Source organism: Cupriavidus sp. UME77, assembly GCF_014170355.1.
Classification (GTDB): Bacteria; Pseudomonadota; Gammaproteobacteria; order Burkholderiales; family Burkholderiaceae; genus Cupriavidus; species Cupriavidus basilensis.
This window is the reverse complement of the sequence record NZ_LZZU01000065.1, coordinates 122,848-148,429: the sequence shown is the minus strand read 5'-3', so window position 1 is coordinate 148,429 and position 25,582 is coordinate 122,848. Positions and strand designations below refer to the sequence as shown.

At 66.4% G+C, this 25,582-nt stretch carries 21 protein-coding genes and 1 pseudogene; 9 read left to right on the top strand and 13 right to left on the bottom strand.

The window, feature by feature from the left end; genetic code table 11:
• Nucleotides 1-17: 17 nt before the first annotated feature.
• The gene (locus tag A9975_RS26735) at nt 18-713 is read left to right on the top strand and encodes a GntR family transcriptional regulator (protein WP_183035378.1); all 696 of its coding nucleotides are present in this window, start codon (nt 18-20) and stop codon (nt 711-713) included.
• Between the two features lie 27 nt (nt 714-740).
• On the opposite strand, the gene A9975_RS26730 is transcribed toward A9975_RS26735, so the two are convergent.
• A complete protein-coding gene (locus tag A9975_RS26730; protein ID WP_183035377.1) occupies nt 741-878 on the bottom strand; it encodes a hypothetical protein in 138 nt (45 codons plus the stop codon).
• A gap of 274 nt (nt 879-1,152) precedes the next feature.
• Nucleotides 1,153-1,386: a hypothetical protein gene (locus A9975_RS26725; protein ID WP_183035376.1), complete on the bottom strand. Its 234-nt coding sequence runs from the start codon at nt 1,384-1,386 to the stop codon at nt 1,153-1,155.
• Nucleotides 1,387-1,537: 151 nt separating this feature from the next.
• Here A9975_RS26725 and A9975_RS26720 point away from each other — a divergent pair, with 151 nt between their 5' ends.
• Nucleotides 1,538-3,727, top strand: coding sequence for a TonB-dependent receptor (locus A9975_RS26720; protein WP_183035375.1), 2,190 nt, complete (start codon nt 1,538-1,540; stop codon nt 3,725-3,727).
• Between the two features lie 76 nt (nt 3,728-3,803).
• Here A9975_RS26720 and A9975_RS26715 read toward each other — a convergent pair whose 3' ends face one another.
• From A9975_RS26715 to araD, 6 genes are all read right to left on the bottom strand, one after another.
• Nucleotides 3,804-4,742 (bottom strand): 2-hydroxyacid dehydrogenase, encoded by a 939-nt coding sequence (locus tag A9975_RS26715; RefSeq protein WP_183035374.1) that lies wholly within the window; start codon nt 4,740-4,742, stop codon nt 3,804-3,806.
• Nucleotides 4,743-4,794: 52 nt separating this feature from the next.
• Complete coding sequence (locus tag A9975_RS26710; RefSeq protein ID WP_183035373.1) at nt 4,795-5,790, bottom strand: tripartite tricarboxylate transporter substrate binding protein; 996 nt, start codon at nt 5,788-5,790, stop codon at nt 4,795-4,797.
• An 80-nt stretch (nt 5,791-5,870) separates the two neighbouring features.
• Complete coding sequence (locus A9975_RS26705) at nt 5,871-6,860, bottom strand: tripartite tricarboxylate transporter substrate binding protein (RefSeq protein ID WP_183035372.1); 990 nt, start codon at nt 6,858-6,860, stop codon at nt 5,871-5,873.
• Nucleotides 6,861-7,086: 226 nt separating this feature from the next.
• Nucleotides 7,087-8,091 (bottom strand): tripartite tricarboxylate transporter substrate binding protein, encoded by a 1,005-nt coding sequence (locus A9975_RS26700; protein ID WP_183035371.1) that lies wholly within the window; start codon nt 8,089-8,091, stop codon nt 7,087-7,089.
• Nucleotides 8,092-8,197: 106 nt separating this feature from the next.
• On the bottom strand, nt 8,198-8,962 hold the full coding sequence (locus A9975_RS26695; RefSeq protein ID WP_220810903.1) for a ribonuclease activity regulator RraA: 765 nt from the start codon (nt 8,960-8,962) through the stop codon (nt 8,198-8,200).
• Between the two features lie 13 nt (nt 8,963-8,975).
• Nucleotides 8,976-10,715, bottom strand: a complete 1,740-nt coding sequence (gene araD / locus A9975_RS26690; protein ID WP_183035370.1) for an L-arabinonate dehydratase — start codon at nt 10,713-10,715, stop codon at nt 8,976-8,978.
• A 213-nt stretch (nt 10,716-10,928) separates the two neighbouring features.
• Here araD and A9975_RS26685 point away from each other — a divergent pair, with 213 nt between their 5' ends.
• Both A9975_RS26685 and A9975_RS26680 read left to right on the top strand, forming a co-directional pair.
• A complete protein-coding gene (locus tag A9975_RS26685) occupies nt 10,929-11,639 on the top strand; it encodes a GntR family transcriptional regulator (protein WP_183035369.1) in 711 nt (236 codons plus the stop codon).
• 171 nt (nt 11,640-11,810) lie between these two features.
• On the top strand, nt 11,811-13,187 hold the full coding sequence (locus A9975_RS26680) for an aminotransferase class I/II-fold pyridoxal phosphate-dependent enzyme (protein WP_183035368.1): 1,377 nt from the start codon (nt 11,811-11,813) through the stop codon (nt 13,185-13,187).
• A gap of 32 nt (nt 13,188-13,219) precedes the next feature.
• On the opposite strand, the gene A9975_RS26675 is transcribed toward A9975_RS26680, so the two are convergent.
• Nucleotides 13,220-14,359 carry a helix-turn-helix transcriptional regulator gene (locus tag A9975_RS26675; protein WP_183035367.1) on the bottom strand — a complete coding sequence of 380 codons (1,140 nt, stop codon included), beginning with the start codon at nt 14,357-14,359 and terminating at the stop codon, nt 13,220-13,222.
• 359 nt (nt 14,360-14,718) lie between these two features.
• On the opposite strand from A9975_RS26675, the gene A9975_RS26670 reads away from it, so the two are divergent.
• On the top strand, nt 14,719-16,941 hold the full coding sequence (locus tag A9975_RS26670) for a hypothetical protein (protein WP_183035366.1): 2,223 nt from the start codon (nt 14,719-14,721) through the stop codon (nt 16,939-16,941).
• A gap of 104 nt (nt 16,942-17,045) precedes the next feature.
• On the opposite strand, the pseudogene A9975_RS26665 reads toward A9975_RS26670, so the two are convergent.
• A pseudogene (locus tag A9975_RS26665) lies at nt 17,046-17,270 on the bottom strand (response regulator transcription factor); the annotation flags it as partial.
• A gap of 573 nt (nt 17,271-17,843) precedes the next feature.
• Between A9975_RS26665 and A9975_RS26660 the strand changes: the two are divergent.
• From A9975_RS26660 to A9975_RS26650, 3 genes are all read left to right on the top strand, one after another.
• On the top strand, nt 17,844-19,061 hold the full coding sequence (locus tag A9975_RS26660; protein WP_183035365.1) for a CaiB/BaiF CoA-transferase family protein: 1,218 nt from the start codon (nt 17,844-17,846) through the stop codon (nt 19,059-19,061).
• A 49-nt stretch (nt 19,062-19,110) separates the two neighbouring features.
• Nucleotides 19,111-19,941 carry a GntR family transcriptional regulator gene (locus A9975_RS26655; RefSeq protein WP_183035453.1) on the top strand — a complete coding sequence of 277 codons (831 nt, stop codon included), beginning with the start codon at nt 19,111-19,113 and terminating at the stop codon, nt 19,939-19,941.
• Nucleotides 19,942-20,035: 94 nt separating this feature from the next.
• Entirely contained in the window at nt 20,036-21,031 is a 996-nt protein-coding gene (locus A9975_RS26650) for a tripartite tricarboxylate transporter substrate binding protein (protein ID WP_183035364.1), read from the top strand.
• Between the two features lie 57 nt (nt 21,032-21,088).
• On the opposite strand, the gene A9975_RS26645 is transcribed toward A9975_RS26650, so the two are convergent.
• Both A9975_RS26645 and A9975_RS26640 read right to left on the bottom strand, forming a co-directional pair.
• A complete protein-coding gene (locus tag A9975_RS26645) occupies nt 21,089-21,550 on the bottom strand; it encodes a GNAT family N-acetyltransferase (RefSeq protein ID WP_183035363.1) in 462 nt (153 codons plus the stop codon).
• Between the two features lie 88 nt (nt 21,551-21,638).
• Nucleotides 21,639-23,615 carry a diguanylate cyclase domain-containing protein gene (locus tag A9975_RS26640; RefSeq protein WP_183035362.1) on the bottom strand — a complete coding sequence of 659 codons (1,977 nt, stop codon included), beginning with the start codon at nt 23,613-23,615 and terminating at the stop codon, nt 21,639-21,641.
• Nucleotides 23,616-23,907: 292 nt separating this feature from the next.
• Here A9975_RS26640 and A9975_RS26635 point away from each other — a divergent pair, with 292 nt between their 5' ends.
• Complete coding sequence (locus A9975_RS26635; protein ID WP_150987062.1) at nt 23,908-24,369, top strand: CopD family protein; 462 nt, start codon at nt 23,908-23,910, stop codon at nt 24,367-24,369.
• 39 nt (nt 24,370-24,408) lie between these two features.
• Here the strand turns inward: A9975_RS26635 and A9975_RS26630 are convergent, their stop codons facing one another.
• Nucleotides 24,409-25,569 carry a diguanylate cyclase gene (locus A9975_RS26630; protein ID WP_255503497.1) on the bottom strand — a complete coding sequence of 387 codons (1,161 nt, stop codon included), beginning with the start codon at nt 25,567-25,569 and terminating at the stop codon, nt 24,409-24,411.
• Between the last annotated feature and the right edge of the window lie 13 nt (nt 25,570-25,582).

Genomic DNA, 25,582 nt, shown 5'->3' with positions numbered 1-25,582 from the left:
CATAAAATTGGGGGCAAATGGCAGAAACATTCGAATGGCAAGGCCGGGTGCGGCTGGTCGAGGAAGTCGCCCAGGTCCTGCGCCAACGCATCTATCGCGGCGTCTACCCGCCGGGCAAGCCGCTGCGGCAGGTGGAGATTTCCGAGGACCTGAAGATCAGCCGCACGCCGCTGCGCGAAGCCCTGCGCATCCTGGAGCGCGAGGGCCTGGTCAGCGCCGAGACGGCGCGCGGCGTGACCGTGGTCAGCGCGGATTTCCGGCAGCTGATGGATGCCTACGAGTTGCGGGAAGTGATCGACGGCCTGGCGGCGCGGCTGGCGGCGTCACGCGCCAGCGAGCTGGCCGCAGCGCCCTTGCGCGCCATCATCGAAGTGCAGCGGGGGAGCCTCGATCCCTGGCGGCCCGAAGTCTATACGGCGGCCAATGTCGAGTTTCACACGGCCATCATCGGGCTGGCAGCCAACGAATACCTGGCGCGGCAGGTGCCCATCGTGCATATGACATCGCAGGTGTTTGCGCCAAGGGTCCTGTTTGCCCGCGACCGGGCACTGGCGGCCATCGAGGAGCACGAGCAGATTGTGGCGGCGATCGAAGGCGCGGATGCCGATGAGGCAGAACATCTGGCCCGCCTGCATATCCGCAATTCGATGGCGCGGCTCAGGGCGCTGGCGCAGGAGGAAAGCGACGACGTCGCGGTGGCTGCTGAATCCTAGTGCTGGCGGGGGCCGCGAGGACCAAGGTCAGGGCTGCTGCGGCTCTGCTGCAACCGGCAATTCCTGGCGCAGCGCCGGATGGTGCCGGTTCACGCTTCTCGCCCCGAGGACCAGCGCCAGCAGAAACGCCAGCAGGTACGCCGCAAACGTAATGGTTGCTTCCATATCTGACCCCTCGATGCGCGTTCGCGCTATTTTTTTGCTAGCCGCGAGTATGCGCAATAGCACACCTGGCCCGCTACCACTCGACGGAGGGGGGTGTGGCCCGAATCACAACGCTGTTGGCTGCACAGGCAGCCAGGTACATAGGTGTTTACTTCGCTTGTGTCCTGATGGCACACTCGCAACACTGTTGCAATAATGAATAGCTGGGCCGCCCATGGCCCTGCGCCCTCGCCCTCGCCCTCGCCCTCGCAGCCAATTCATGTGGCGACGCCCGTTAGTACTCCTGCTCTGCGTGTTCCTGCTCTTCGGGCAGGCGGGTGCCGTCGTCCACGCGCTTTCCCATCTCCACGCGTCCCAGCAGAGCAATCCATGCGCGGCACCGGCCGACATTGAGCAGTGCGGGCCCGGCCACGACGCCTGCCTGCAATGCCTGGCCTTCGCCGCCGCTGCGGTGGGCATGCCGTCGATGGCTTGCTGGCTGCTGCTCGTCAGTTTCCGCCGCTGGCATTACCCGCTGCTCGCCGAGCGGCACATCGCGCCCATCGTCTCGCCACGGCCCCGCAGCCGTGGCCCCCCTCTGACTGGCGGATTGTTCGCCTAGTGCATGCGCGCGCGCCTGAAGGCCGTGCGCGACATTCCCATTCCATCAGAGGCACCCCATGTCCCGTTTTCCGCTTCGAGCCATCGCGGCCGGCGCCGCGTCGGCGCTCGCCCTGTCCGCCCACGCGCAATCGTCGCCGGCCGACCCGTCTTCTTCCGCGCCATCCTCGCCATCGGCTCCCGCCCCGGCACCCGCGCAGGCAGCCAGCGCCAAGGCCCTGAACGCTGTCGTGGTCACCGCCAAGCGGCTCGACGAGGCGCGCAACGCCTTGTCGCCCGAGACTGGCAGCTCGGTCTATCGTTTCGACAGCGAGGACATCAACGCGCTGCCCCAGGGAGAAAACACCCCGTTGAACCAGGTCCTGCTGCAAGCCCCCGGCGTGGTGCAGGACTCCTTTGGCCAGTTGCACGTGCGCGGCGACCACGCCAACCTGCAATACCGCATCAACGGCGTCATCATTCCCGAGCCGATCAGCGGCTTCGGGCAAATGCTGGATACGCGTTTCGCGGACGAGATCAAGCTGATCACCGGGGCGCTGCCGGCGCAGTACGGTTTTCGCACGGCGGGCATCGTGGACATCCGCACCAAGGGCGCGGCCGCGGACGAGGAGGGGCAGCCCAAGGCTTTCGGCGGCGAGATCGGCACGGTCTTCGGCAGCCACGCCGACCATGAGCTCAACGGCTATGTGCAAGGCGCAAAAGGGCCGTGGAGCTATTTCCTGAGCGGCTCCTTTGTCGAGAACAACCTCGGCATCGAGAACCCCGCCGCCGGGCGCAATGCCATTCACGATCACACCGACCAGGGCAAGGCATTCGGCATGCTGTCCTACCTGATCAATCCGGACAGCCGGGTGAGCTTCATGTTTGGCAGCGCCGACAACCGCTTCCAGATACCGAACCGGCCGGGCCTGTCGCCAACGTTCACCATCGACGGCGTGGTCACGCCGCCCTCCGACCAGCTCAACGCCAACCAGCGCGAGAAGACCGATTTCCAGATCCTCTCGTACCAGAACAAGGTATCGTCCGCGCTCGATTTCCAGGTGTCGCTGTTCCATCGCACCAGCCGCGTCGACTACAACCCGGATCCGATCGGCGACCTGGCCTACACCGGCGTTGCCGCCAACATCACGCGCAGCAACGAAGCCTACGGCGTGCAGGCCGACGGCAGCTACGTGCTCAACCCCAGCCACACGCTGCGCACCGGCGTGTTCGTGCAGCGCGAGCACTACGGCGTGGACAACACCTCCAGCGTGCTGCCTGCCGACGCCAACGGCAACCAGACCAGCGGGGTGCCATTCACCATCGTGGACAACACCAGCAATACCGGCACCACGCTGGGCTTTTACCTGCAAGACGAGTGGAAGGCCACCGACAAGCTGACGGTCAACTACGGCGCGCGCTATGACCACGTCAACACGGTTGTCAGCGAGCAGCAGCTCAGCCCGCGCGTGGGGCTGACTTACGATCTCACCAACGTCACCCGCCTGCATGCCGGCTACGCGCGTTACTTCACGCCGCCGGCGACCGAGAAGATCGACACCACCTCGGTGGCCAGCTTCGCCGGCACCACCAACGCCTTGCCCTCTGACGCCAACACCGCCGTGCGCTCGGAGCGCTCGGATTACTTCGACGTTGGCGTGTCGCACCAGGCCACGCGCAACCTCACGCTGGGGCTGGATGCCTACTACCGCAAGGTGCGCCACCTGCAGGACGAAGGGCAGTTCGGCAACGCGCTGATCTTCTCCTCGTTCAACTACGACCAAGGCAAGATCTACGGGCTGGAGGGCACGGCCAACTACCGGCAGGGGAGCTTCGCCGCTTACGCCAACCTGGGCGTTTCGCGTGCCCTGGCCAAGGGGGTCGAGACCGGGCAGTTCCATTTCGGCGCGGATGAGCTGGCGTATATCGCCAGCAACTGGGTCCACCTCGACCACGACCAGACGGTGGCGGGCTCGTTCGGTACCTCGTACACGTGGCACGGCACGCTGCTGAGCGCGGATGCGCTGTTCGGCAGCGGCTTGCGCAACGGCTTTGCCAACACCAATCACCTGGGCGCCTACTTCCAGGTCAACGTGGGCGCCGGACACGCCTTCGATGCGCCGGTCATCGGCAAATTCAAAGTCCGGCTGACGGTGATCAACCTGTTCGATCGCAACTACCAGTTGCGCGACGGGACGGGCATTGGGGTGGGCGCGCCGCAGTATGCACCGCGGCGCAGCTTCTACGTGGCGTTGTCAAAGCCCTTCTGAGCGCGGGGGGCGGCGTGCGGCGTTGGCCTGCGCCGTCCTCCCGCTCCCCCTTCCCCTTGACGTCGATCTAACCGCTCTACACAGCCGACGCTTTCACCGCCCCATTGGCAAAGAAAGCCTGCAGGTTCTCAAACACCAGATCCGCCATCGCATTGCGCGTCTCGTGCGTGGCGCTGGCGATATGCGGCAGCAGCACGACGTTGTCCAGAGCGAACAGCGCCTGCGGTACCTGCGGCTCGTTCTCGAACACATCCAGCCCGGCGCCTGCAATGCGCCCCTGCACCAGCGCATCCACCAGCGCGGATTCGTCGACCACGGTGCCGCGCGCGATATTGATCAGGAAGCCTTTCGGGCCCAGCGCGTCGAGTATCTCGGCCGATACCAGGTGCCGGGTCTCGGGGCCGCCGGCGGTGGCAATGACCAGGAAGTCCGCCCACCTGGCCAGCTCGGTCAGGGAAGGCTCATGGCGGTAGGGCGCATCCTGCGCGGGGCGGCGGCTGTGGTAGCGCACCTCCATGTCGAAGCCCGCGCCGCGCCGGGCAATGACGCGTCCGATGCGGCCCATGCCGACGATGCCCATGCGCTTGCCGCTGACGCGGGTGGCGAGCGGGAACTGCGCCTTTGGCCACTCGCCGCGCCGCACGAAGCGGTCGGCCGCGCTGAAGCCGCGCGCCACGTCCATCAGCAGGCCGAAGGCCGTATCGGCCACGCAATCGTTGAGCACGTCGGGCGTATAGCCAACGGCGATGCCGCGCGCGCGCGCGGCGTCCAGATCGATCTTGTCGAGGCCCACGCCAAAGCTGGAGATGACCTTCAGGTTTGGCATGGCCGCGATCATCGCCGCGTCGACGCCGATCGCGGCGCGCGTGGTCAGTGCGGTGAACTCGCCGCCGTGGCTGGCGAGGAAGGCGGCGGGATCAGTCTCGGCCCACAGCGGGTGGACGTCATAGTGTTCGGCCAGGCTGGCTTCAAGGGGGGCTGGCAAGCGTCCGTGCTGGACAAGGCGTGGTTTCATGAGAAGAGATCCGTGTGGTGATGGCGGCTATGGTGGTCTGACGGTGCCGGCTTCAGTCTGCGCTGAGCTTGTTGTCCTGGATGATCTTGGCGTAGCGCTTGCGATCCGTGGCAATCAGGTCGGCGAACTGCGTGGGCGTGCTGCCCACGGGAATGGCGCCTTGCGCGATCAGTTGCTCCTTCACCGCCGGCATCGCCACCACTTCCTTCACGCCGGCGGCGATCTTGTCGACGATGTCCTTGGGGGTGCCGGCCGGCGCCAGCAGGCCGACCCACGATCCCGACTCGGCACCGGCGATGCCTGCCTCTGCCAGCGTCGGCACGTCCGGCAGCGCGGGCGAGCGGACCTTGCTGGTCACGGCCAGTGCGCGCAGCTTGCCGGATTTCACATGGCCGGCGGTTTCCAGGATCGAGGCGAACAGCATGTCCACATTGCCCGCCATCAGGTCGCTCATGGCCGCGCCGCCGCCCTTGTAGGGTACATGCAGCAGGTCGGTGCCGGTCGCTGCCTTGAAGATCTCGGCCGACAGATGCGGCGAGCCGCCGCTGCCCGAGCTGGCATAGGTCAGCTTGCCTGGCTGCGCCTTGGCCAGCGCCACCAGTTCCTTCGGGTTCTTGGCCGGCAGTTTGGGCGTTACCACCAGGGCAAAGGGCAACTCCGCCATCAGGCTGACCGGCACGAAGGCAGCCGGGTCATAGTTGAGCTTCTTGTAAAGCGAGGGATTGATCGATTGCGTGCCGACATTGCCGGCCACCAGCGTGTAGCCATCCGGCTTGGCGCGGGACACGATATCCAGCCCGACATTGCCGGCCGCGCCGGGGCGGTTGTCCACCAGTACCGGCTGGCCCCAGAGTTGCGACAGCCTCAGCGCCACCAGGCGGGTGCCCACGTCGGTACCGCCGCCGGGGGCGAACGGCAGGATGATGGTCACCGGCTTGGTCGGCCAGGCAACGCCGGGCTGGGCCTGCGCGGCGGGCAGCCAGGCCCCGATGGCCAGGGCGACCAGGGCCGCGCGGCGGCTAATTGTGGGGGTGTAGAGCGAGCGCATGTCTTGTCTCCGAAAGTACGGCTTGATGGCCGGGCGCCATGGCGCCGGCACGCATTTGTTGGTGGCTGCCCGGTGGCAGCTCACTCGGGCTGGATGCCCGCATCCTTGGCCACCTTGGCCCACTTGCCCATTTCCACCTGCAGGAAACTGGCGAATTGCGCGGGCGTGCCGCCTGCGGGCTCGATGCCGGCGTTCTGCAGGCGCTCGCGCACATCGGGCGAAGCCAGCGCCTTGTTGATCTCGGCGTTGAGCTTGTCTACCACCGCCTTGGGGGTGCCGGCCGGGGCCAGCACGCCACCCCAGGTGCTGGTCTCATAGCCGGGCAGCCCGGCCTGCGCCATGGTCGGCACCTGCGGCGCGGCCGATGAGCGCTTGGCGGTCGTCACCGCCAGCGGGCGCACCTTGCCGCCCTTGACCTGCGGCCCGATGGCGGCAACGGTGTCGAACATCAGCGACACGCGGCCGCTGGTCAGGTCCGGATGAGCCAGCGTGCTGCCCTTGTACGGGATGTGGACCATGTCGATGCCCGTCATGCTCTTGAACAGCTCACCCGAGAAATGCGGCGCGCCGCCCGAACCGCTGGACGCGAACGACAGCTTGCCCGGGTTGGCCTTGCCGTAGGCGATCAGTTCCTTGACGGACGTGACCGGCAGGGAAGGGGACACCACCAGCATCAGCGGCACCACGTGGGTCAGCGCCACCGGCTCGAAGCTCTTGATGGTGTCGAAGGGCAGCTTCTTCACCATGCTGGGATTGATGGCGTGGCTGCTGGCCACCAGCGCCAGCATGTAGCCGTCAGGCGGGCTCTTGGCGACGAGGTCGGTGCCGATGATGCCGGTGGCGCCGGGGCGGTTGTCCACCACCACGGACTGGCCCCAGGCTTCGGTCATCTTCTGGCCCACCAGCCGCGCCACCAGGTCGATGGCGCCGCCGGGGGAGGCGGGGACGATGATGGTGATGGTCTTGGTGGGGTAGCTGCCTTCGGCGGCATGGATGGCGGGGGCGGTCAAGGCGAGCGCGGCCGCGATGCCCGCTAGCGCTCGTGCGATGGGTTTGGTGTAGAAGTGCATGTTGTCTCCTGCGCGTTTTTGTTTCGGCTTGATGGCCGCTTAATGGCCGCTTGATGGCCGCTTAATGGCTGCTTAATGGCCGCTTAATGGCCGCCTAATTGGCCTAATGCTCTCGCTTTCCATCCAACGCGCAGCAATGGCGCCAACGCATCGTTTCGCAACTGCGCGGTTCCCGTCTCCCGCACGGCGGGAGAGGGGTTAGGGGAGCAAAACGCCGGACCAGCCATCAATTGGCCGTCGCCCCCGATTTCTTCACCAGTTCGGCCCAGCGCGGGATCTCCTTGCCCATGAACGCCGCGAGTTCGGCGGGGCTGCTGCCCACCACTTCCATGCCAAGCTGCTGCGTCATGCGTTGCTGCACGGCGGGCTGCTTCAGCGCGCGCACCACCTCGGCGTTCAGGCGCTGCACCACGTCCTTCGGCGTGCCGTGCGGCGCGTACAGCGCCTGCCACGACACCATCTCGAAGCCCGGCACGCCAGCCTCGGCCATGGTCGGCACGTTGGGCGCCAGCGCGGAGCGCTTGGGCGAGGTCACGGCCAGCGCGCGCAGCTTGCCGGCCTTGATCATGGCGTCGCCCGCGGTCAGCTGGTCAAAGAGAAAAGGAACGAGGCCGGCGGCCACGTCCTGGATCGCCTGCGGGCTGCCCTTGTAAGGCACGTGGGTCATCGGCACCTTGATCATGTCGGCGAACAGCTCACCTGCCAGATGCGTCGAAGTGCCCGCGCCCGACGACGCGAAGCTCAGGCCCGGGTGGCTCTTCGCGTAGGCGATCAGCTCCTTCACGTTGTGGATCGGCAGCTTGGCGTCGACCATCAGCACGTTGGGCACGTAGGCGATCAGGCAGACCGGCTCGAAATCCTTGACCGGGTCGTATGAGAGATTCTTGTACAGGCTCGCGTTGATGGCATGCGTGCTGATGGTGCCGCCAAACAGCGTGTAGCCATCCGGCTTGGCGCGCGCCACATAGCCCGCGCCCACCGCGCCGGCCGCACCGGGCCGGTTCTCGACCACCACCGGCTGGCCCAGCGCCTTCGAGATCTCCTGCCCGATGGTGCGGGCGACGATATCGGTGGAGCCGCCCGCCGCGAATGGCACCACCCAGGTGATCGGGCGCGATGGCCATTTGTCCTCGGCCTGCGCGCCGGTACTGAACAGGAACAGGGCGCTGGCCGCGGCCAGCATGCCGAGAGCGGCAACGCGGCGCAGCGCGCCTCGCTTGTTGTGATGCATCTTGTCTCCATCCGTGGCCGCCTTGCCCCTCGCGTCGGGAGCCGGCTGGCTCATGTGCTTGTTTTTGGCTTGTTCGTGGCTTGTACGGTCTGGCAGGCGGCGATGCTCAGCGGCCTTTGGCTTCGCGCCAGGCGGCAAAGTCCAGCCGGCTTTGCTCCTGGGTCGGCGGATACAGGCCGATGATCGAGCGCCCCTTCATCACTTCCTCCGTGACGAAGTCCTCGAACGCGGTCATCTCCACCGCTTCCGCCGCGATTTCCTCGGCCAGGTAGCGCGGCACGATGATCACGCCTTCGGCATCGCCCACCACCACGTCGCCCGGGAACACCGCCACGTCGCCGCAGCCAATGGGGCCGTTGATCTCGATGGCCTGGTGCAGCGTCAGGTTGGTCGGCGCGGAGGGGCGATGGTGATAGGCCGGCATGGCCAGCCGCGCAATCTCCGGCGAATCGCGAAAGCCGCCGTCGGTGACGACGCCGGCCGCGCCGCGCTGCATCAGGCGCGTGATCAGGATCGAGCCGGCGGAGGCCGCGCGCGCGTCCTTGCGGCTGTCGATCACCAGCACCGCGCCGGACGGGCACTGCTCAACCGCCTGACGCTGCGGATGGTTCGGGTCCATGAACACCGAGATCGGGTTCAGGTCTTCGCGCGCCGGGATGTAGCGCAGCGTGAAGGCCTCGCCCACCATGTTGCCGCGCTCGGGATTGAGCGGATGCACGTCCTGGATGAACTGGTTGCGCAAGCCGCGCTTGAACAGCGCCGTGCACAACGTAGCGGTGCTGACGGTCTTGAACTTGTCGATGGTCTGCTGGCTGAGCTTGCTGGCTTGGGTCGTGGAATCGGTGATGGAATTGGTGATGGTATCGGTCATGATGGGTCCGCTATCAGTAGATGCTGGGTTCGCCCGTGGGCGCGCCAAAATCGGTTTGCAGGAAGTCGAAGTCGCAGCCGTCGTTGGCTTGCCGGATATGCTTGGAGAACATCCAGCCATAGCCGCGCCCGAAGCGCGGCGGCGGCGGCGTCCACGCGGCCTTGCGGCGCGCCAGCTCTTCGTCGGACACCTCCAGGTGGATGCTGCGGCGGTCGATGTCGACCGAGATCATGTCGCCGGTGCGCACCAGCGCGAACGGGCCGCCGATATACGATTCCGGCGACACGTGCAGGATGCAGGCGCCGTAGCTGGTGCCGCTCATGCGCGCGTCCGACATGCGCAGCATGTCCCGCACGCCTTGCTGGACCAGCTTCTTGGGGATGGGCAGCATGCCCCATTCCGGCATGCCCGGGCCGCCTTGCGGGCCGGCGTTGCGCAGGATCAGGATGTGGTCGGCGGTGACGTCGAGATCGTCGCGCTCCACCGCCTCCTTCATCGACGGGTAGTCGTCGAACACCAGCGCCGGGCCGGTGTGCTTGAAGAACCGTTTCTCGCAGGCGCTGGGCTTGATCACGCAGCCGTCCGGCGCGATATTGCCCTTGAGCACGGCCAGCGCACCCTCCTGGTACAACGCGTTGTCCTTGGTGCGGATCACGTCGTCGTTATAGACCTCGGCACCCGCGATGTTCTCGCCCAGCGTGCGGCCGGTGACGGTCAGCGCATCCAGGTGCAGCTTGTCGCTGATGCGGTTCATCAACGCGGGCAGGCCGCCGGCGTAGAAGAAATCCTCCATCAGGTATTTGTCGCCGCTGGGGCGGATATTGGCGATCACCGGCACGTGGCGGCTGGTCTTGTCGAAATCCTCCAGCCCGATGTCATGCCCGGCGCGGCGCGCCATGGCGATCACGTGGATGATGGCGTTGGTGGAGCAGCCCATCGCCATGGCCACGGCGATGGCGTTCTCGAACGAGGCGCGCGTCTGGATCCGTTGCGGGGTCAGGTCTTCCCACACCATGTCCACGATGCGCCGTCCGGCCTCGGAGCACATGCGGATATGGTTGGCGTCGGCGGCCGGGATGGACGAAGCGCCTGGCAGCGTCATGCCGATGGCCTCGGCAATCGCAGTCATGGTGCTGGCCGTGCCCATCGTCATGCAGGTGCCATGGCTGCGGGCGATGCCGCCCTCGATGCCGATCCACTCGGTCTTGCTGATATTGCCGGCGCGGCGCTCGTCCCAGAACTTCCAGGCGTCGGAGCCGGAACCCAGCACACTGCCCTTCCAGTTGCCGCGCAGCATCGGGCCGGCCGGCACGTAGATGGCCGGCACGCCCGCGCTCGACGCACCCATCAGCAAGCCAGGCGTGGTCTTGTCGCAGCCGCCCATCAGCACCGCGCCATCGATGGGGTGGGAGCGGATCAGTTCCTCCGCCTCCATCGCCAGCATGTTCCGGTACAGCATGGTGGTGGGCTTGACCGCGCTTTCCGACAGCGAGATGGCGGGCAGCTCGATCGGGAAGCCGCCGGCCTGCAAGATGCCGCGCTTGACGTCGTCGACACGCTGCTTGAAGTGGGAGTGGCAGGGATTGATGTCGGACCACGTGTTGATGATCGCGATGATCGGGCGGTCCAGCCATTCTTCGGGCGAGTAGCCCATCTGCATGATGCGCGAGCGGTGCCCGGAGGAGCGCAGGTCGTCGGGGGCAAACCAGCGCGCGCTGCGCAAGGTCTCGGGCGTCTTCTTTCGTGACGTCATGCTGTCTCTTCCACGGATGTTGTCATTGGGCCGGACCTCTGGTGCCAGAACTGGGCGGTAGAGATACGACATCTGATATCGTCGGAAGGATTAAAGCACTAATATATTAGTGTGTCAAACCGTAAAGCTTTCCATTAAACTGCTGCCATGAGACGCAATGCAGCGTCTTTGTGCGTGATGATCCACGCCCGTGCAGTGAAATCAGACCGCCCGATGGAAGCCACAGAAGCCACCTTGTCCGCCCCGCAGATTCAATTCCAGTTCGACCGCACCCGGCATGCCGCGCCGCAGGTGTTCGAGCATATGCGGGACATGATCATCTCCATGACGCTGCCCCCCGGCACGGTGCTGTCGCGCACGGATCTCGCCGCGCAGTACGGCATCAGCCAGACGCCGGTGCGCGACGCCCTGATGCGGCTCGCCGAGGAAGGGCTGGTCGATATCTTCCCGCAGCACGCCACGGTGGTCAGCCCCATCAGCATCGCGCTGGCCCAGCAGGCGCATTTCCTGCGGCGCTCCGTGGAAGTGGAAATCGTGCGCACGCTGGCCGAGGCACCCGACCCCGCGCTGGTGGAGCGGCTGCGCCTTAGCGTGGCGCGGCAGCAGGCCATGCTCGCCGCCCAGGACTTCGCGGAGTTCTCCCTGTTCGACCAGGCCTTCCACCGCCAGATGTACGAAGCCGCCCGCGTGCCGGACCTGTGGATGCTGGTGCGCCGCCAGAGCGGCCACCTGGACCGCCTGCGCCGCCTGCACCTGCCGATTGCCGGCAAGGCCAACGCGGTCGTGGCGGATCACACTGCCATCGTCGATGCGATCGCCAGCGGCGACCCCGACGCCGCCCAGGCCAGCCTGCGCCGGCACCTTTCCGGCACGCTCGCCAATCTCGAAGAGATCCGCGCTCGCTACGGAGATTTCCTGCAGTAGCAGCAAGCAGCAAGCAGCAACCGCAGCGCCTTGTGCCGTCGATCATCAATTTTGATGATGACGATGGCGCGGCCCCCTGCCACAGTGACTCAGGAGAAACGCCAGCCAGGCCACAACGGCCACGGCCGGCGTCCCTGTCCTTGGTCTTTTGTCCGGCAGAGGGAGAACGCAATGCCAACCACGACGCTCCCGGCGCCCGGCTGCGATGGCAGCCCGGTGACCACCATCGACGCCGCCATCGCCAACCTGCGCGAGAAGCGCAGCTTCGCCTTGCAGGGCAGCCACCGGGACTATTTCCAGGTGGCCGCAAACCATCCGCAGCGCCGGGCGCAGCAGTTTCACCAATGGATGGCCGCACGCGTGGAGATGGGCGTGTACCCCTACGCCAGATGCCTGCTGGATGCGCCACGCCCGGTTGCCACGCTGCGCTCCCTGGACGGCACGCAAACCTGCGGGCTGAACTTCGCCTCGCAGGACTACCTCAGCCTCGCCACCCATCCCCGGGTGCTGGATGCCGCAACGCAGGCAATGCGCAGGTTCGGCGTGCATAGCGCCGGATCTGCCGCGCAGGCCGGCAACAGTTGCCTGGGCGCCGAGCTGGAAGGCGAGCTGGCCGTGCTGCTGCACAAGCAGCACGCCGTGTTGTTTCCCACCGGCTGGGCCGCCGGGTTCGGCGTGGTCAAAGGCCTGATCCGCAGGGGCGATCACGTCATCCTGGATCAGCGCGTGCGCGGTGGCCTGCGCGAAGGCGCGATGGCCGCCACGCGCAACGTGCACTTGCACCGGCACCTGGACCTGGCGCACGCGCGCCGCGTGCTGGCGCGCGTGCGGGCACGCGACACGGCCAACAGCGTGATGGTGGTGGCCGAGAGCGTCTATGCCTTGGACTCGGAGATCGCCGATCTTCCGGGCCTGCAGGCCCTGGCCTCGGAGTTCGACGCGATCCTGCTGGTGGACGTGGCGCATGACCTCGGTTGCACCGGCCCCGGCGGCACGGGGCAGATCGGACTGCAAGGCTTGCAGGGCAAGGTGGACCTCGTGGTGGGATCCTTGTCGAAAGCCTTCGCGTCCAACGGCGGCTTCGTCGCCACCGACAGCATGGCGATCAAGGAATACCTGCGGCAATACGCGTCACCCAATGCCTGCTCCAGCGCGCTATCGCCGATACAGATCGCCGTGGCCATCGAATGCGTGCGGATCCTGCGCACGTGCGAAGGCGAGGCGCGGCGCAATGCGCTGATGCGCACGATCATGGCGCTGCGCAGCGCCGCCACCGGCCGTGGCCTGCCGGTGCTCGGCCAGCCGTCCCCGGTCGTGCCGATCCTGCTCGGCGACGATGCCGCCGCGCGCCTTGCCAGCCGTGAAATGACGCGCCTCGGGCTGATGGCCAACCTCACCGAGTTTCCCGCGGCCCCGCGCAACGGCGCGCGTTTGCGCATGATGGCCATGGCCGATCACACAGAGGCGCAATGCACGGCCGCGATCGAGCTGGTCGAGCACGCGCTGGGCCACGCGCATATCGTGAAGGCGCATCTGCCAAGGATGTAAGCGGGCTGACGGCGCCGCTAACACCGCGCCGCTCACACCGGCTTGCGGAACTGCTCCAGGATCCGGATGAGGCTGGTCTGCCGGCGGCATCCGCACTTGGCGTGGAGCGACCGCACCTGCGTGCGCACCGTTGCCAGCGCGACGCCAAGCACTTGCGCGCACTCCTGCGGGCTCAGGTCCTGCAAGATCAGCTCCGCGATCCGGCATTCGGCCTGGGTCAGCCCATAGACGGCCTTCAGTAGTTCAAAGTCCGGGCCGTCGCCTTCGTCCGCTTCCGTCCCCGCCTCCGGCTGCCTGACCCAGACCAGCGCCACCGGACGCTGCCAGGGCGCCGCAAGGCTGCTGCTGGGCGGCACCGGCACCACCCAGGCGATCTGCTTTCCGCGCGCCGCCTGCAGGCTGAGCGCAGCACCAACGCCAGGCGCAAAGAGGCCGGCCGCGCGGTCCAATGCCGCCGCGACAAGATTGGGGTTGCGCCATGCCGACAGATGGCCCGCGCGGATGGTGAGCGCCTGCGTGCTGTCCTTCAGCATGGATTCCGCCGCGCGGTTCGTGAAGAGAATGCGCCCGCTGCCATCGCACAGGATCATGCAGGCCTTGAGCTGGCTGAAGGCGCTCTCCAGCCAGCCCTGGCGCATGCGCAGCACCGCCAGCTCCAGGCGCAGCCGCGTCACTCTGCGCAGGTGGGGCGAGAGCCTCTCCAGCATCTCCAGGTCATGCTGTTCGTAGTGCGGGCGATCGAGGTATTTCTGCTGCCCGAAGAACGCCATCGTCTGGTGGTCTGTGACGGCGCGCATGGCAACCAGGCTGCCAATGCCCTCGCGGTAGAGAAAATCCTGGTGGAACGGGCTTTGCCGCAGGGTTGCCGGCGACAGCTCGCGGCGGTCATAGAACCATGCGCCCTCCGGCAGAAAGGGCACCACGTCCCTGGCCGGGTCCAGCGCGTTGTAGCTCGAGTTGTAGAGGTCGACCAGATGGCCCGGATCGCCCGAGTTGTTTTCGATGCTGCCGCCGGTGGCGCCATGAGGCCAGAGGATGAACACCGAGTGCGCGCTGCCGGTGAGCTGCGTCATCCGCTGCAGCGCGGCGTTGAAGCCGCCCGGGTCGGTCACGCCTTCATACAGGGCGATGACGGTTTCGTTGAACGCCTGCGCTTTCGCGGTCGTGTTCATGGCGACTCCTGCAAGCGCAGTGGCATCGCCCCGATGCATGCCTCGGGAGCGCCCCTGCGGGGTCGATGTACTTGCCAGGGTGATGGCGCCGACTATCCCAGATTGATGCCGTGCATTGCATCCCCCATACGGGGGGAAGCCGTGCGGATTCGCACGCTGTGGTGATGGTCTGCCAGCACGCCAGCTGTGCGCGCGGCGTAGTCATCGTCAGATTTGATGATGACGATCCACTTGCGCGCGGCCAAAGTACCTGGGCACGCACGCACCACCGCCAGCACAGGCAACACAGGCAACACAGGCAACACAGGCAACACAGGCAATACGGGTAGCGCAACAACAGCGTTCAACAGGGGAGAGTCATGACTGCACACGAGATCCATCGCATCGCACCACTGGCCATGGCGGCCAGCGCCATCGTTCTGGCCAGCTGTGGCGGAGGCGACGGCGCGTCGGGCGGCGGCAGCGCCACATCCACGCCAGCGCCGGTCGTGCAAGCGCGCGCGTTGTCGGGCACGGCGGCCACCGGCGCGGCCTTCGCCGGCGGCTTGGTGAGCGTCATCGATGCCACTGGCGCACCGGCTTGCAGCGCGGCCACCTCCAGCCTGGTGACCAGCGACGCGGGCATCTACACCTGCGTGCTAACCGACAGCGCGCGCGGGCCGTTCGCCATCGTGGTCAGCGACCCGAACAACCTTCAAAGCCCGCAAGTCTCCCTTATCATCGCCACGCCCGAAGCCGGCAAGACCGGGGTGGCCAACATCACGCCGCTGACCACGGCGGCCGTCGCCATTGCCACGGGCAAGCTGACGCTTACCGAGCTGATCGGATCCGCCGAAGCCATCAAGGCGCTGACCGCCACCAGCGATGCGGATCTGAAAGCCGCGCTCGCCACGCTCAAGGCCCAGCTCTCCGCGTTGCTGCAAGAGGCCGGTCTAACCGATCCCGCCACCTTCGACCCGGTCACCACGCCGATCGTGGCGGGCAGCGGGCAAGGTGCGGACAGGCTGCTCGACAACATCCGCGTGACCGCCGCACCCTATGACGATGGCAGTGGCAATCCGCCGCGCATGGTCCTGATGCTCTCCAATCCGCTAGCCCCGGCCGCCGCACCAGTGCCGCTCGGCAGCAAGGGCGATACGGCGAGCGTCAAGCCAGTGCCGGCCTCCACGGTGTCCGGTGTGGACTTCACGGCCACAGCCGGCATCGGCAAGCAGCTTCAGGCCTGCTTCTCCCATCCGGTAAGCGAGCGTGCCATCAGCGTCGACAAGTCGATTCCGCTAGCCAGCGGCGGGCCGGAAGTTACAAAGCGGCACGCCGACTGCGAGCTCGTCCCGATCGAGGCGGGCTTCATCAACAGTGGCTATCGGCCATGGCAGTACTTCTACGCGACCATGACCGGTGAGAACATGACCGGCGCGAAATTCTCGGCACCGGAGCTGATGATCTACGCCCCGGCGACGGGCGGCGATCTCATCGCGCTCAATATCAAATACGTCGACAACACGGGCGCAGGCGGCAACTACATCCTGAACGCCCGCAAGCAAGCCGATGGCAAGTGGGCACTGACAGGCAATAGCCGCAACGTGGAGGTGAGCGTGCGCCCCGTGGTTCGCCGCAGCGAGGAGCTGGTGCCCACGCCGGAAACAGGTGTCTTTTGGTATTCCGGGGCGAGCCGCTTCCAGACAGGCCTGAACATCTTCGTGAATCGCGCAGGCCCGGGCAGCACCGACCTACGCGCGGTGCGTGTGAAAGGCTACGGCCTGCCGGCGGCCGGGGTGGTGCTCAGCCAGCCTGGCACTGCCACGTGCTCGGACCAGACCTGGTTCAACATCGCCAACAAGACCGGCAACATCAACATCTCGGACGCGGGCGTGGACGGCGCGCAGTATGGCAGCGTGTTCTGGCTGCAGCGCACCCGGGACATCCAGGGCGCCAACGCTACCGTGATCCGGCCGAACCCGTTTGCGAGCGACCTTGCCAAAGCCAACCAGACTGCCAACTGGTCCCACCCGGGCGATTTCGGCGCGGTCGCGGGCGCCACAAGCTATATCGATTTCAGCAAGCTCGGCGCCTGGACGCGCTATACCTTCGAGTTCTTCTATAAGGACGAGACCACGCCATCCCGCGTGCTGAGCGCGCCTATCGTTTCGCCCGTGATTCCGGCAGCGGCCGGCGCCTCGCTGGAGTGGACCCCGATTGATGCCGCCACCCGTGATCTGCTTGCACCGGCAAGCACGGCGGCGGGCAGCGCCAGCACCATGACGCTGAGCTGGACGCCTAACTTGCTGGCGGAGCCGGTTTCCTCCGTCGGTGCCTACACCTACCGCTTTGCCAGCCTCGGTGACCCGGCGACGGGAACACCCCCGGCAGTGCAGCAGAGCGTGGTCAGCGGTTCCACGCCGGTGCCCAGGGGGAGCACCACGGTGACGATCGATGCGCCCAGCGCGGTCAGCGATCCCAATTGCGGCAGCAGCGGCCAGTTCATCGGCCTCACCAGCGACGGGCTCACCTCGCGCCAGTTGCAACTGCGCTACCGCATGCTCAATGGCACGCAGAAGGAAAGCGTGCATCGTTATAACTAAGTCGCTAATGGGGAGGCGGCCAGAGGGCCGCTGGGAGGGGGTAACGGGCCGGGCTATCCGGCCCGTTACTTTATGCGGCACGCGCATCGCGCACCCGCTGTGCGCTAAGCGCCCGACTGGCCAAAGCCCGACGTGCGCGCCAGCACGATAGCCTGCGCGCGGTTCTCCACTTCGAGCTTGGAGAGCACGCTGGCGATGTGATTGCGCACCGTCTTTTCCGAAAGCCCGAGGTGCGCCGCGATCTGCGCATTGTCGCGGCCTTGCGCGATCAGCTCCACGATATCGCGCTCGCGCCGGGTCAGCATGGTAAAGACCAGGTCGGTGCTCGGTGGCAGATCCATCCCATCCATGGCGCGGCGCGCTGCACGTGATTGATAACGAGGGGGGTATTGTCGGGCGCGAGCCCTGCGCCAGCCATGAGGCCAGCGTCCCGGTTGGCGCCCAGGCACCGTCCCGGTACCGGGACAAGCGTCCCGCCATGGGTAGCGCGCGGGGTGGCAAGAAGGGTGGCAAGGGGTGCGGAAAGCAGGGCGGTGCGGCGCGGTCAGGCCCGCGCCGCACCGCCGGCTGTCGGCATCCCTGCCATGAATGTGCCACAAAACCTTCAGGTTGCTGAAACAATAGGCAGTCCGACCGGATTGGCGGCTGCAAGCCGGTTGGCGGGAAGCGAGGTGCCTGTTATCCACAGTATTTGTGGATAACACGACCCATAAAAACAGGCTTTGGTTAGGGTCGGCAATAAATTGTCAAGCGGTTAGAGGGTTTGCTCGAATGGCTGGCGGCAGCGGCTGTTCGGCCAGCTTCCCGGCGCCCGGCGGCGCTCGGATTCTTCCTTGTCCCATCGGTTTTGTTTTCCTATAGTCCTATTCATAGAACTATTCGAACGAACGTTGGGGGAGACGATGGAGATGACGGCTGGCGCCCTGTCCGGGGTCAAGGTGGTGGACATCACGGCGGTATTCATGGGCCCCTCGGCCACGCAGATGCTGGGCGATCTCGGCGCCGACGTGATCAAGGTGGAGTCGCCCGAGGGCGATGTCACGCGCGGCATCGGGCCGTGCGGCGACGAGAAGATGGGGCCGCTCTATCTGGGCCTGAACCGCAACAAGCGCAGCGTTGTGCTGGACCTCAAATCGGAAGACGGGCGCGAGGCGTTGCTGCGGCTGGTGCAAGACGCCGACGTGCTGGCCTACAACGTCAGGCCGCAAGCCATGCAGCGCCTGGGGCTGGACTACGAAACGCTGTCCGCGCTGAACCCGCGCCTGGTCTATGTCGGCATGTTCGGCTTCTCGCAGCGCGGCCGCTACGCGCCGCAGGCCGCGTTCGACGACCTGATCCAGGCGGCCTGCGGCCTGCCCCAGGCGGTGGCCAAGGGCAGCGACGATATCCCGCGCTATCTGCCCATCACCATTGCCGACCGCTCGGTGGGGCTCTACGCCTTTGGCGTGATCTGCGCCGCGCTGTACGCGCAAGCGCGCACCGGCAAGGGCCAGCGCGTGGACGTGCCGATGTTCGAAACCATGGTGCCCTATGTGCTGGGCGACCACCTCTACGGCGAGACCTTCGTGCCGCCGCGCGGCGGTTTTGGCTATCCGCGCCTGCTGTCGCCGGAGCGCCGGCCCTACCAGACGCGCGACGGCCATGTGTGCTGCCTGATCTATCACGACCATCACTGGCGCACCTTCCTCAAGGCCATCGGCAAGGCCGGGTTGTTCGACACCGATCCCCGCTTCGCCAGCATCACCACGCGCACCGCTCACATCACGGAGCTTTACGCGATGGTCAGCGACGAAATGGCCAAGCGCACCACGGACGAATGGCGCGCGCTGCTCAAGGAGGCCGATATCCCGGTGTTCCCCATGCACACGTTCGAAACGCTGCTCGATGATCCGCATCTGCGCGACATTGGCTTCTTCCGCGAGACCGACCACCCGGGCGTGGGCCGCATCCGCGAGATGGCGGTCCCCAGCGAATGGTCGGGCACGCCGCCCACCAGCCAGCGCCATGCCCCCGCGCTGGGTGAGCACAGCCGCGAGGTGCTGCGCGAGGTGGGCTATGACGACCCCGCCATCGACCGCATGATGGCCGCGGGCACCACGCGCGAATCGGCCAAAGCATGACGCAAAAACTGCAGGCCATGCCCATGCAGGTGCCAAGGAGCCTGCCGTGATGCGCAACGCAACCCGCGCGGCCGACACAGCGGCGGCCCCCGACGACGAGCCGCGTGCGCTGCCAGACGATGGCACGGGCGGCGTGGCGCGCTACCGGCAGCTGGCCAGCGTGCTGCGCCACCGGATCATCTCAGGAGAATGGCCGCTGGGGCACCAGCTGCCCACGGTGGAGCGCCTTGCGCAGACCTACGGCATCGCCCGCGTCACCGTCAGGCAGGCGTTTGCCGTGCTGGCCGAGGAGGGCCTGGTCAGCAGCCAGCGCGGGCGCGGCACGCACGTCACCGGCCAGCCGTGCGGCCCGAGCGAAGGCATGCGATCCGCGATCAACAACGAGCTGGTCGGCGGCAGCGAGCTGGAAATCCGCATCCTGGACAAACGCAGGGATGTCAGCCTGCCGCCGGGCTTGCCCACGCGCGGCGAGCCGCTGGGCCGCTACGTGCTGCTGCGCAAGCTGCACGTGCATGATGGCGAGCCGTTCTGCCTGATCGAGCTGTACGTGGCCGAGTCCGTCTTCAGCCAGTTCCCGCGCGGCAGTGAAAAGCACCGCAAGATCGCCCGCCTGCTGCGCGAGGCCGTGGGAGAGCGCCTTGGCATCATGCACCAGACCATGACGGTGGAACCCGCCGACTATGCGATGGCGCGCGCGCTGGCCTACGGCTTTGCCGCGCCCATCGCCAAGATCGTGCGCACCACGCTGGATATCGACGGCAAGGTGCTCACGGCGGGGTGTTTCTGGTATCGCGGGGACCGCTTCATCCTCGACGTGGAATTGCCCGCCCACCTGGCTGATCGCTACCCGGCGCTTGCGGTACCCGACAGCCGCAGCTGAGCGTTACCCCGAGAGAAACCCAGCAGATGCCGCAAAGGCACAAGCGACGAAGAAACGTAATAAAAAACAGAAAAGTGGTAAACGAGGAGACAACATGACGCACCCCTTCACCCGGCGCGCGATCGCCGGCTTGCTGCTGCCCGTCCTGGCGCTGGCAGCCATTCCTGCCAGCCTGGCGCGCGCCGCCGATACGGGCGACTACCCCGCCAAGCCGGTACGCGTGGTCGTGCCGTTCCCGGCCGGCAGCGGCACCGACAGCAGCGCGCGCTTCGTCGCCGAAGCCGTCACCGGGCAGACCAGCAAGTCCGTCGTGGTGGATAACCGGCCCGGCGCCAATGGCTTTATCGCAGCGCAGGCGGTTGCCACCGCGCCAGCCGATGGCTACACCATGCTGGTGACCACCAACACCACGCACGCCGCCAATGCATCGCTGTTCAAGAAGCTGCCCTATGACCCGGTCAAGGATTTCGCGCCGGTCTCGCTGATCGCCAAGAGCGGGCTGGTACTGGTGGTGCCGCCCGACAGCCCCGTGCACACCGTGGCCGAGCTCACCGCGCTGGCCAAGGCCACGCCCGGCAAGCTCACCTTCGCCAGCGGCAGCTCCTCCACCCGCATCGCCAGCGAGCTCTACAAGATGATGGCCGGCGTACAAGCGCTCCACGTGCCCTACAAAGGCGTGCCAATCGCGCTCACCGACCTGATGGGCCATCAGGTCGACTTCATGATCTCGGACATATCACCCGCCATGACCCTGATCCAGGGCGGCAAGCTGCGGGCCATCGCCGTCACCACGGCGCAGCGCCATCCCGTGCTGAAGGATGTGCCAACCATGGCGGAAAGCGGATTGCCCGGCTACGAGATGGTGGCCTGGTCCGCGGCATTCTTCCCCGCCGCGACCCCCAGGCCCGTGGTGGAGCGCATGAACCAGATGGTGCGCAAGGGCCTGACCGACGCCAGGGCCGCCGAGTACTTCAGCCGCACCGGCGGCGAGCCCGCGCCGTCCACCCCGGACGAGCTCGCCGCCTTCGTGCGCAGCGAAACGCAAAAGTGGGCGAAGGTGATCAAGGCAGCGGGGATCGAGCCGGAGTGAAGGGCGGGCGCTCGCACAAGGTGATGCGCCTCGCTCTTGCGCAGGCCCGCCCAAGAACTAAACCGGCTTGCGATAAACCACGAACCCCGAGTTTTCCGCGACCTTGTCGTAGAGCTTCATCGCTGTCGTGTTGGTCTCGTGCGTTTGCCAGTAGACCCGCTTGGCACCGGCGGCTTCGGCGCGCTGGTAGACGGCCTCGATCAACGCGCGGCCAACGCCCGTGCCGCGTGCCGCCTCCGACGTAAAGAGATCCTGCAAGTAGCAGCTCGGGCCGATCTGGATGGTGCTGCGATGAAACAGGTAATGCACCAGGCCCAGCAATTCGCCGGAGCGCTCCGCCACCAGCGCGTGCATGGGCTCGTAAGCGTCGAAGAAGCGCGACCACGTCATGCGGGTGATCTCGATCGGCAGCGCGGTCTCTGCCTTGCGGCCATAAAAGGCGTTGTAGCCATCCCATAGCACTTTCCACGCTTCGAAATCTCTAGGCTCGGCGGGGCGGATCAGGATCGGGTCGGTCACGGAGTCATCCTCAGGGAGAGTGTGTTGTTGTGTTGCTGCGTTGCTGCGTTGCTGCGTTGTTATGTTCTTGTATTGTCGCGCATTGACGCTAGGCGCGGTTGCTCGAGGCAGGCGGCGGCGTGTAGCGCGCCTTGCCGCTGCGCTTGGCTTCGTACAGCGCCATGTCCGCACGCATGAAGAGTTCGTTCGCGGTCTGGCCGTCGTCCGGGTAATGGATGGCCATGCCCACGCTGGCTGTCGCCACGATGGTATGGCCTTCGATGAAATGCGCTCGCCGGGCTGCGTGCACGATGGCCTGGGCGACGCGCTCCAGCGTTGCAATGTTGAGCGTGTCGTCCAGCACGACGGCGAACTCGTCGCCGCCGATCCGGGCCACGGCGTCGCCAGTGCGCACGCAGGCGGAGAGGCGCTCGGCGAAGGACGCCAGCAACTGGTCGCCAACGGCGTGCCCAAACGTGTCGTTGATGGTCTTGAAATCGTCAACGTCCACAAGCAACAGCGCGGCGCTGGCGTGGTTCGCGCCAGCCCGGGCCATGGCATCGGCCATGCGCCGGTCGAACCCCTTGCGGTTAAGCAGGCCCGTGAGGTGGTCCGTGAGCGTCTGCGCTTCCAGGCTGCGCAACTTCTGGCGCTCGTTGGTCACGTTGCGCGCGAACATGTACAGGCCCTGGACCGTGTCCTTGCCGTCATTCCAGGCAGGCTGGTAGGTAACCTCCATGCACTCGGCATCATCCTTGCCTTCCAGGCTGAAGGTGACCGACGCGCCCAGGTAGGCCTGTTCCAGGTAAGGCTTCGATGCCACGTAGACGGAGGTGCCCCAAAGCTCGCGCATGGTCAGCCCGACAATCTGCTGCACCGGCAGGTTGAACCGCTGCGCGTAGGCCTCGTTGACAAAGACATAGCGCTCGCTCATGTCGATGAACGAGACAAAGCCGGGCACATGGTTGGCAATGGCCTCGATGCGCTTCTCGCTCTCGGCGGCGCGATCCTTGGCGGCGCTGAGCGCGGCTTCCCGCTCGGAGAGCTGTTGCATGACCGTGCCAAAGGTGGTGGCCAGCTCACCAATCTCGTCATTGCGCCCGGTTGGCAGCGCAGCCAGGGCGGCAGGATTCTTGGGCACCTCGCTGACCACCCGATGCAGCAGCTCCAGCGGCGCCAGCAGGCGGCGTATCACCAGCCACATCAGCAACGCGGCCAGCAACAGCGACACGCCGGCGACCATGAGCGTCTTGTGGCGGGCCGCGATCAGCGGGGCGTACGCTTCGTCGGCGGGCAGGACCGAAACCACCTCCCAGCCATTGGACTCGAGCAGGTAGCGCGCCACCACGGGCTGCGTCGGGTTGATGATCTCCCACGCGGAGGGCGGCGCGCCAAGGCCGCAGGTCTCGTCATGCTCCTTCGCTGGCGTCATCACCTTCGAAGCATCGGGGTGCATGGCGTAGCGCGGGTTCGTGCCGGAGGAGACCAGGCAATAGCCGCCGGTCAGGCCAACCCGGCTGTGCGCCAGTTGGCCAAGGAAGTTGCTCTCGGTGAGATTCAATGCGCCGCCAACCACCGCCAGCAGCTTGCCGTCCGCGCCGCGCAGGGGCACGGCAAGCACCACGCCGGGCGAATCGCTCATGCGGCCCCGCAGCAGGTCCGACACGGCAAACTCAGAACCGTCGAGGATGGCGCGGAAGTAATCGCGGTCCGACAGGTGGATGCGTTGCCCGATGGGCACGGCGGTACTGAACACCATGTCGCCGTCAGGCAAGGCCAGGAACACGGCATTGAAGATCTGCGGCATGGACATCGCCTGGGTGGCAAAGCGCCGCAAATCGGCGGGCGGCTGCCCGAGCATCGGCGCCAGCTGGCGCGCCAGGCGGCGCAGGGCGATCGCCCGCGTCTCGAATTTCTCGTCGAGTTGTTCGGCAACCAGCTTGACCAGCGTTTCCTGCTGGGCCTGGCGCATCGCAGTCAAGCTCTGGAACGCGTAGAACTGGGTAAACAGCGCGCGCGCCAGGATGATGAATGTCACCACGAGCGCCGTGGCTAAGGCGACCCGATACTTTAAAGAGTGCCGCATGAGTATCTTATTCTTGGTTTTGCGGACCAGCCCGACCACCGGCCCTTCCGTCCCGACCGCCCATCCCCCATCGCGGGCGACTGACCCGGCTGTTAGGTTAGCAGAAGCGGAGGAGCGCTCCGCTTATGCCGACGGCATTGCTCTGGCATGTGTGTCTTATTCGTGGTTTTGGTCGGCACAAGTGGCCTTCGGGGACTAGAATGCGGCATTCCCCCAACAGTCCCCGCCACGATTCGCCGGCTGGAGCCTGCCCCATCCCCATCCCTGTCGTCCCAAAAAACCGAAACCGCCCATGACCCTCGATCCCGTCCTCCGCTTCCTGCACATCGCCGGCGTCACGCTCTGGGTGGGCGGCATGTTCTTCGCCTATGTCTGCCTGCGCCCGGCCGCGGCCACCCTGCTGGAGCCGCCGCAGCGGCTGCGCTTGTGGCGCGCCGTATTCGCGCGGTTCCTCGCCTGGGTCTGGGGCGCCGTCGCGCTGATCGCCATCAGCGGCGCGTCCATGCTCGGCGCGCTCGGGTTTGCCGCCGCGCCTGTTCACTGGCACATCATGTTCGGCCTTGGCCTGATCATGATCGGCATCTTTGCCTATGTGTTCTTCGGCCCTTATGGTGCGCTGCGGCGCAGCGTCGATGCGCAGGACTGGAAGGCCGCCGGCGCCGCGCTGGGCCGCATCCGGCAGGCCGTCGGCCTGAACCTGGCGCTTGGCGCACTCACCATCGCGGTAGCCACGCTGGGCCGGCTGCTCGCCTGATGACTGCCCCTTAGTTCCCTTAGACCCCTTAGTCTCCCCTCAGGCCGCTTGCATCACCGCCTCGACCCGGTTCCTGCCCGCGCTCTTGGCGCGGTACAGGGCCAGATCGGCGCGGCCAACGGCGTCGTCCAGGCGCGTTTCCGATTTTTCCACGCAGGCCACGCCGATGCTGATGGTCAGATCCGCGATGCGCTCACCAAAAAACCGCGAAGACGTTGCCCGCAGGCGCTCCGCCAGCGCCAGCGCGCCTGCCATGCCGGTACGCGGCAGCAACACCAGGAATTCCTCGCCCCCGAAGCGCCCCGGGTAGGCCCCCGGCGGCAGCTCGCGCTTGAGCATGGCCGAGAACTCCATCAGCACCCGGTCGCCCTCGGCGTGCCCCATGCTGTCGTTGACGCGCTTGAAGTGGTCAAGGTCGATCAACAGCAACGCCATCTCGCCACCGTCCCCGCGCATGCGCTCCAGCGCCTCCTGGCCGGCCGCATACAAGGCGCGGCGATTGAGCAGCAGCGTCAGCGGGTCCGTCCTGGAGAGCACGTCGAGCTCCACGTGCAGGCGCCGCGTGATCACCAGCATGAAGGCGACCGACAAGGCCAGGACCATCAGGGTGTTGGAACTCAGGTAGATGATCTGGAAGACGTCGTCGGGAGCAAAAAAGGAGTGCCTGGTCATCCCCGCGAACAAGCTGGAGCCGAAACGCACCACCACCACCAGCGCCTGGACGCTCATCAGGGTGCCAAAGAAGTAGGTGCTGAAATGGCGTTCGCCGTAGCGCAGGATCAGCGCGCATTGCGCGATGTAGAAGATCCCGATGACAAAGGTAACGATGGTCACCCGGGCCACATAGTTCGGCTGCCCGAGCGCATACCAGGCCAGCAGCAGCGTGCCCAGCACGCTCAGCGCGGCGGCGGACCGCCATGTTTGCGGCCGCCCGTAGAACGCCTGCACGGCGAGCATCCACAGGGCCATGGCAGCCATCACCAGGCAGTTAGCCACCACAATGGAGAGCCAGTCCGGGGCGATATCGCGCAACCAGAACAGCACCGGCGCAACAATCAGCAGCAGCGAGCCGCTGACCCAACGCCCAATCCCCTTGATCGACCGCGGGAAACTGTAATACGCCGACAACAGCACGATCGACATCAGAGCCGACATCACCGCTGACAGCAAGACTGTCGTTCTCAGGTCGATCTGGGGCATTGTCAGCGCGCAT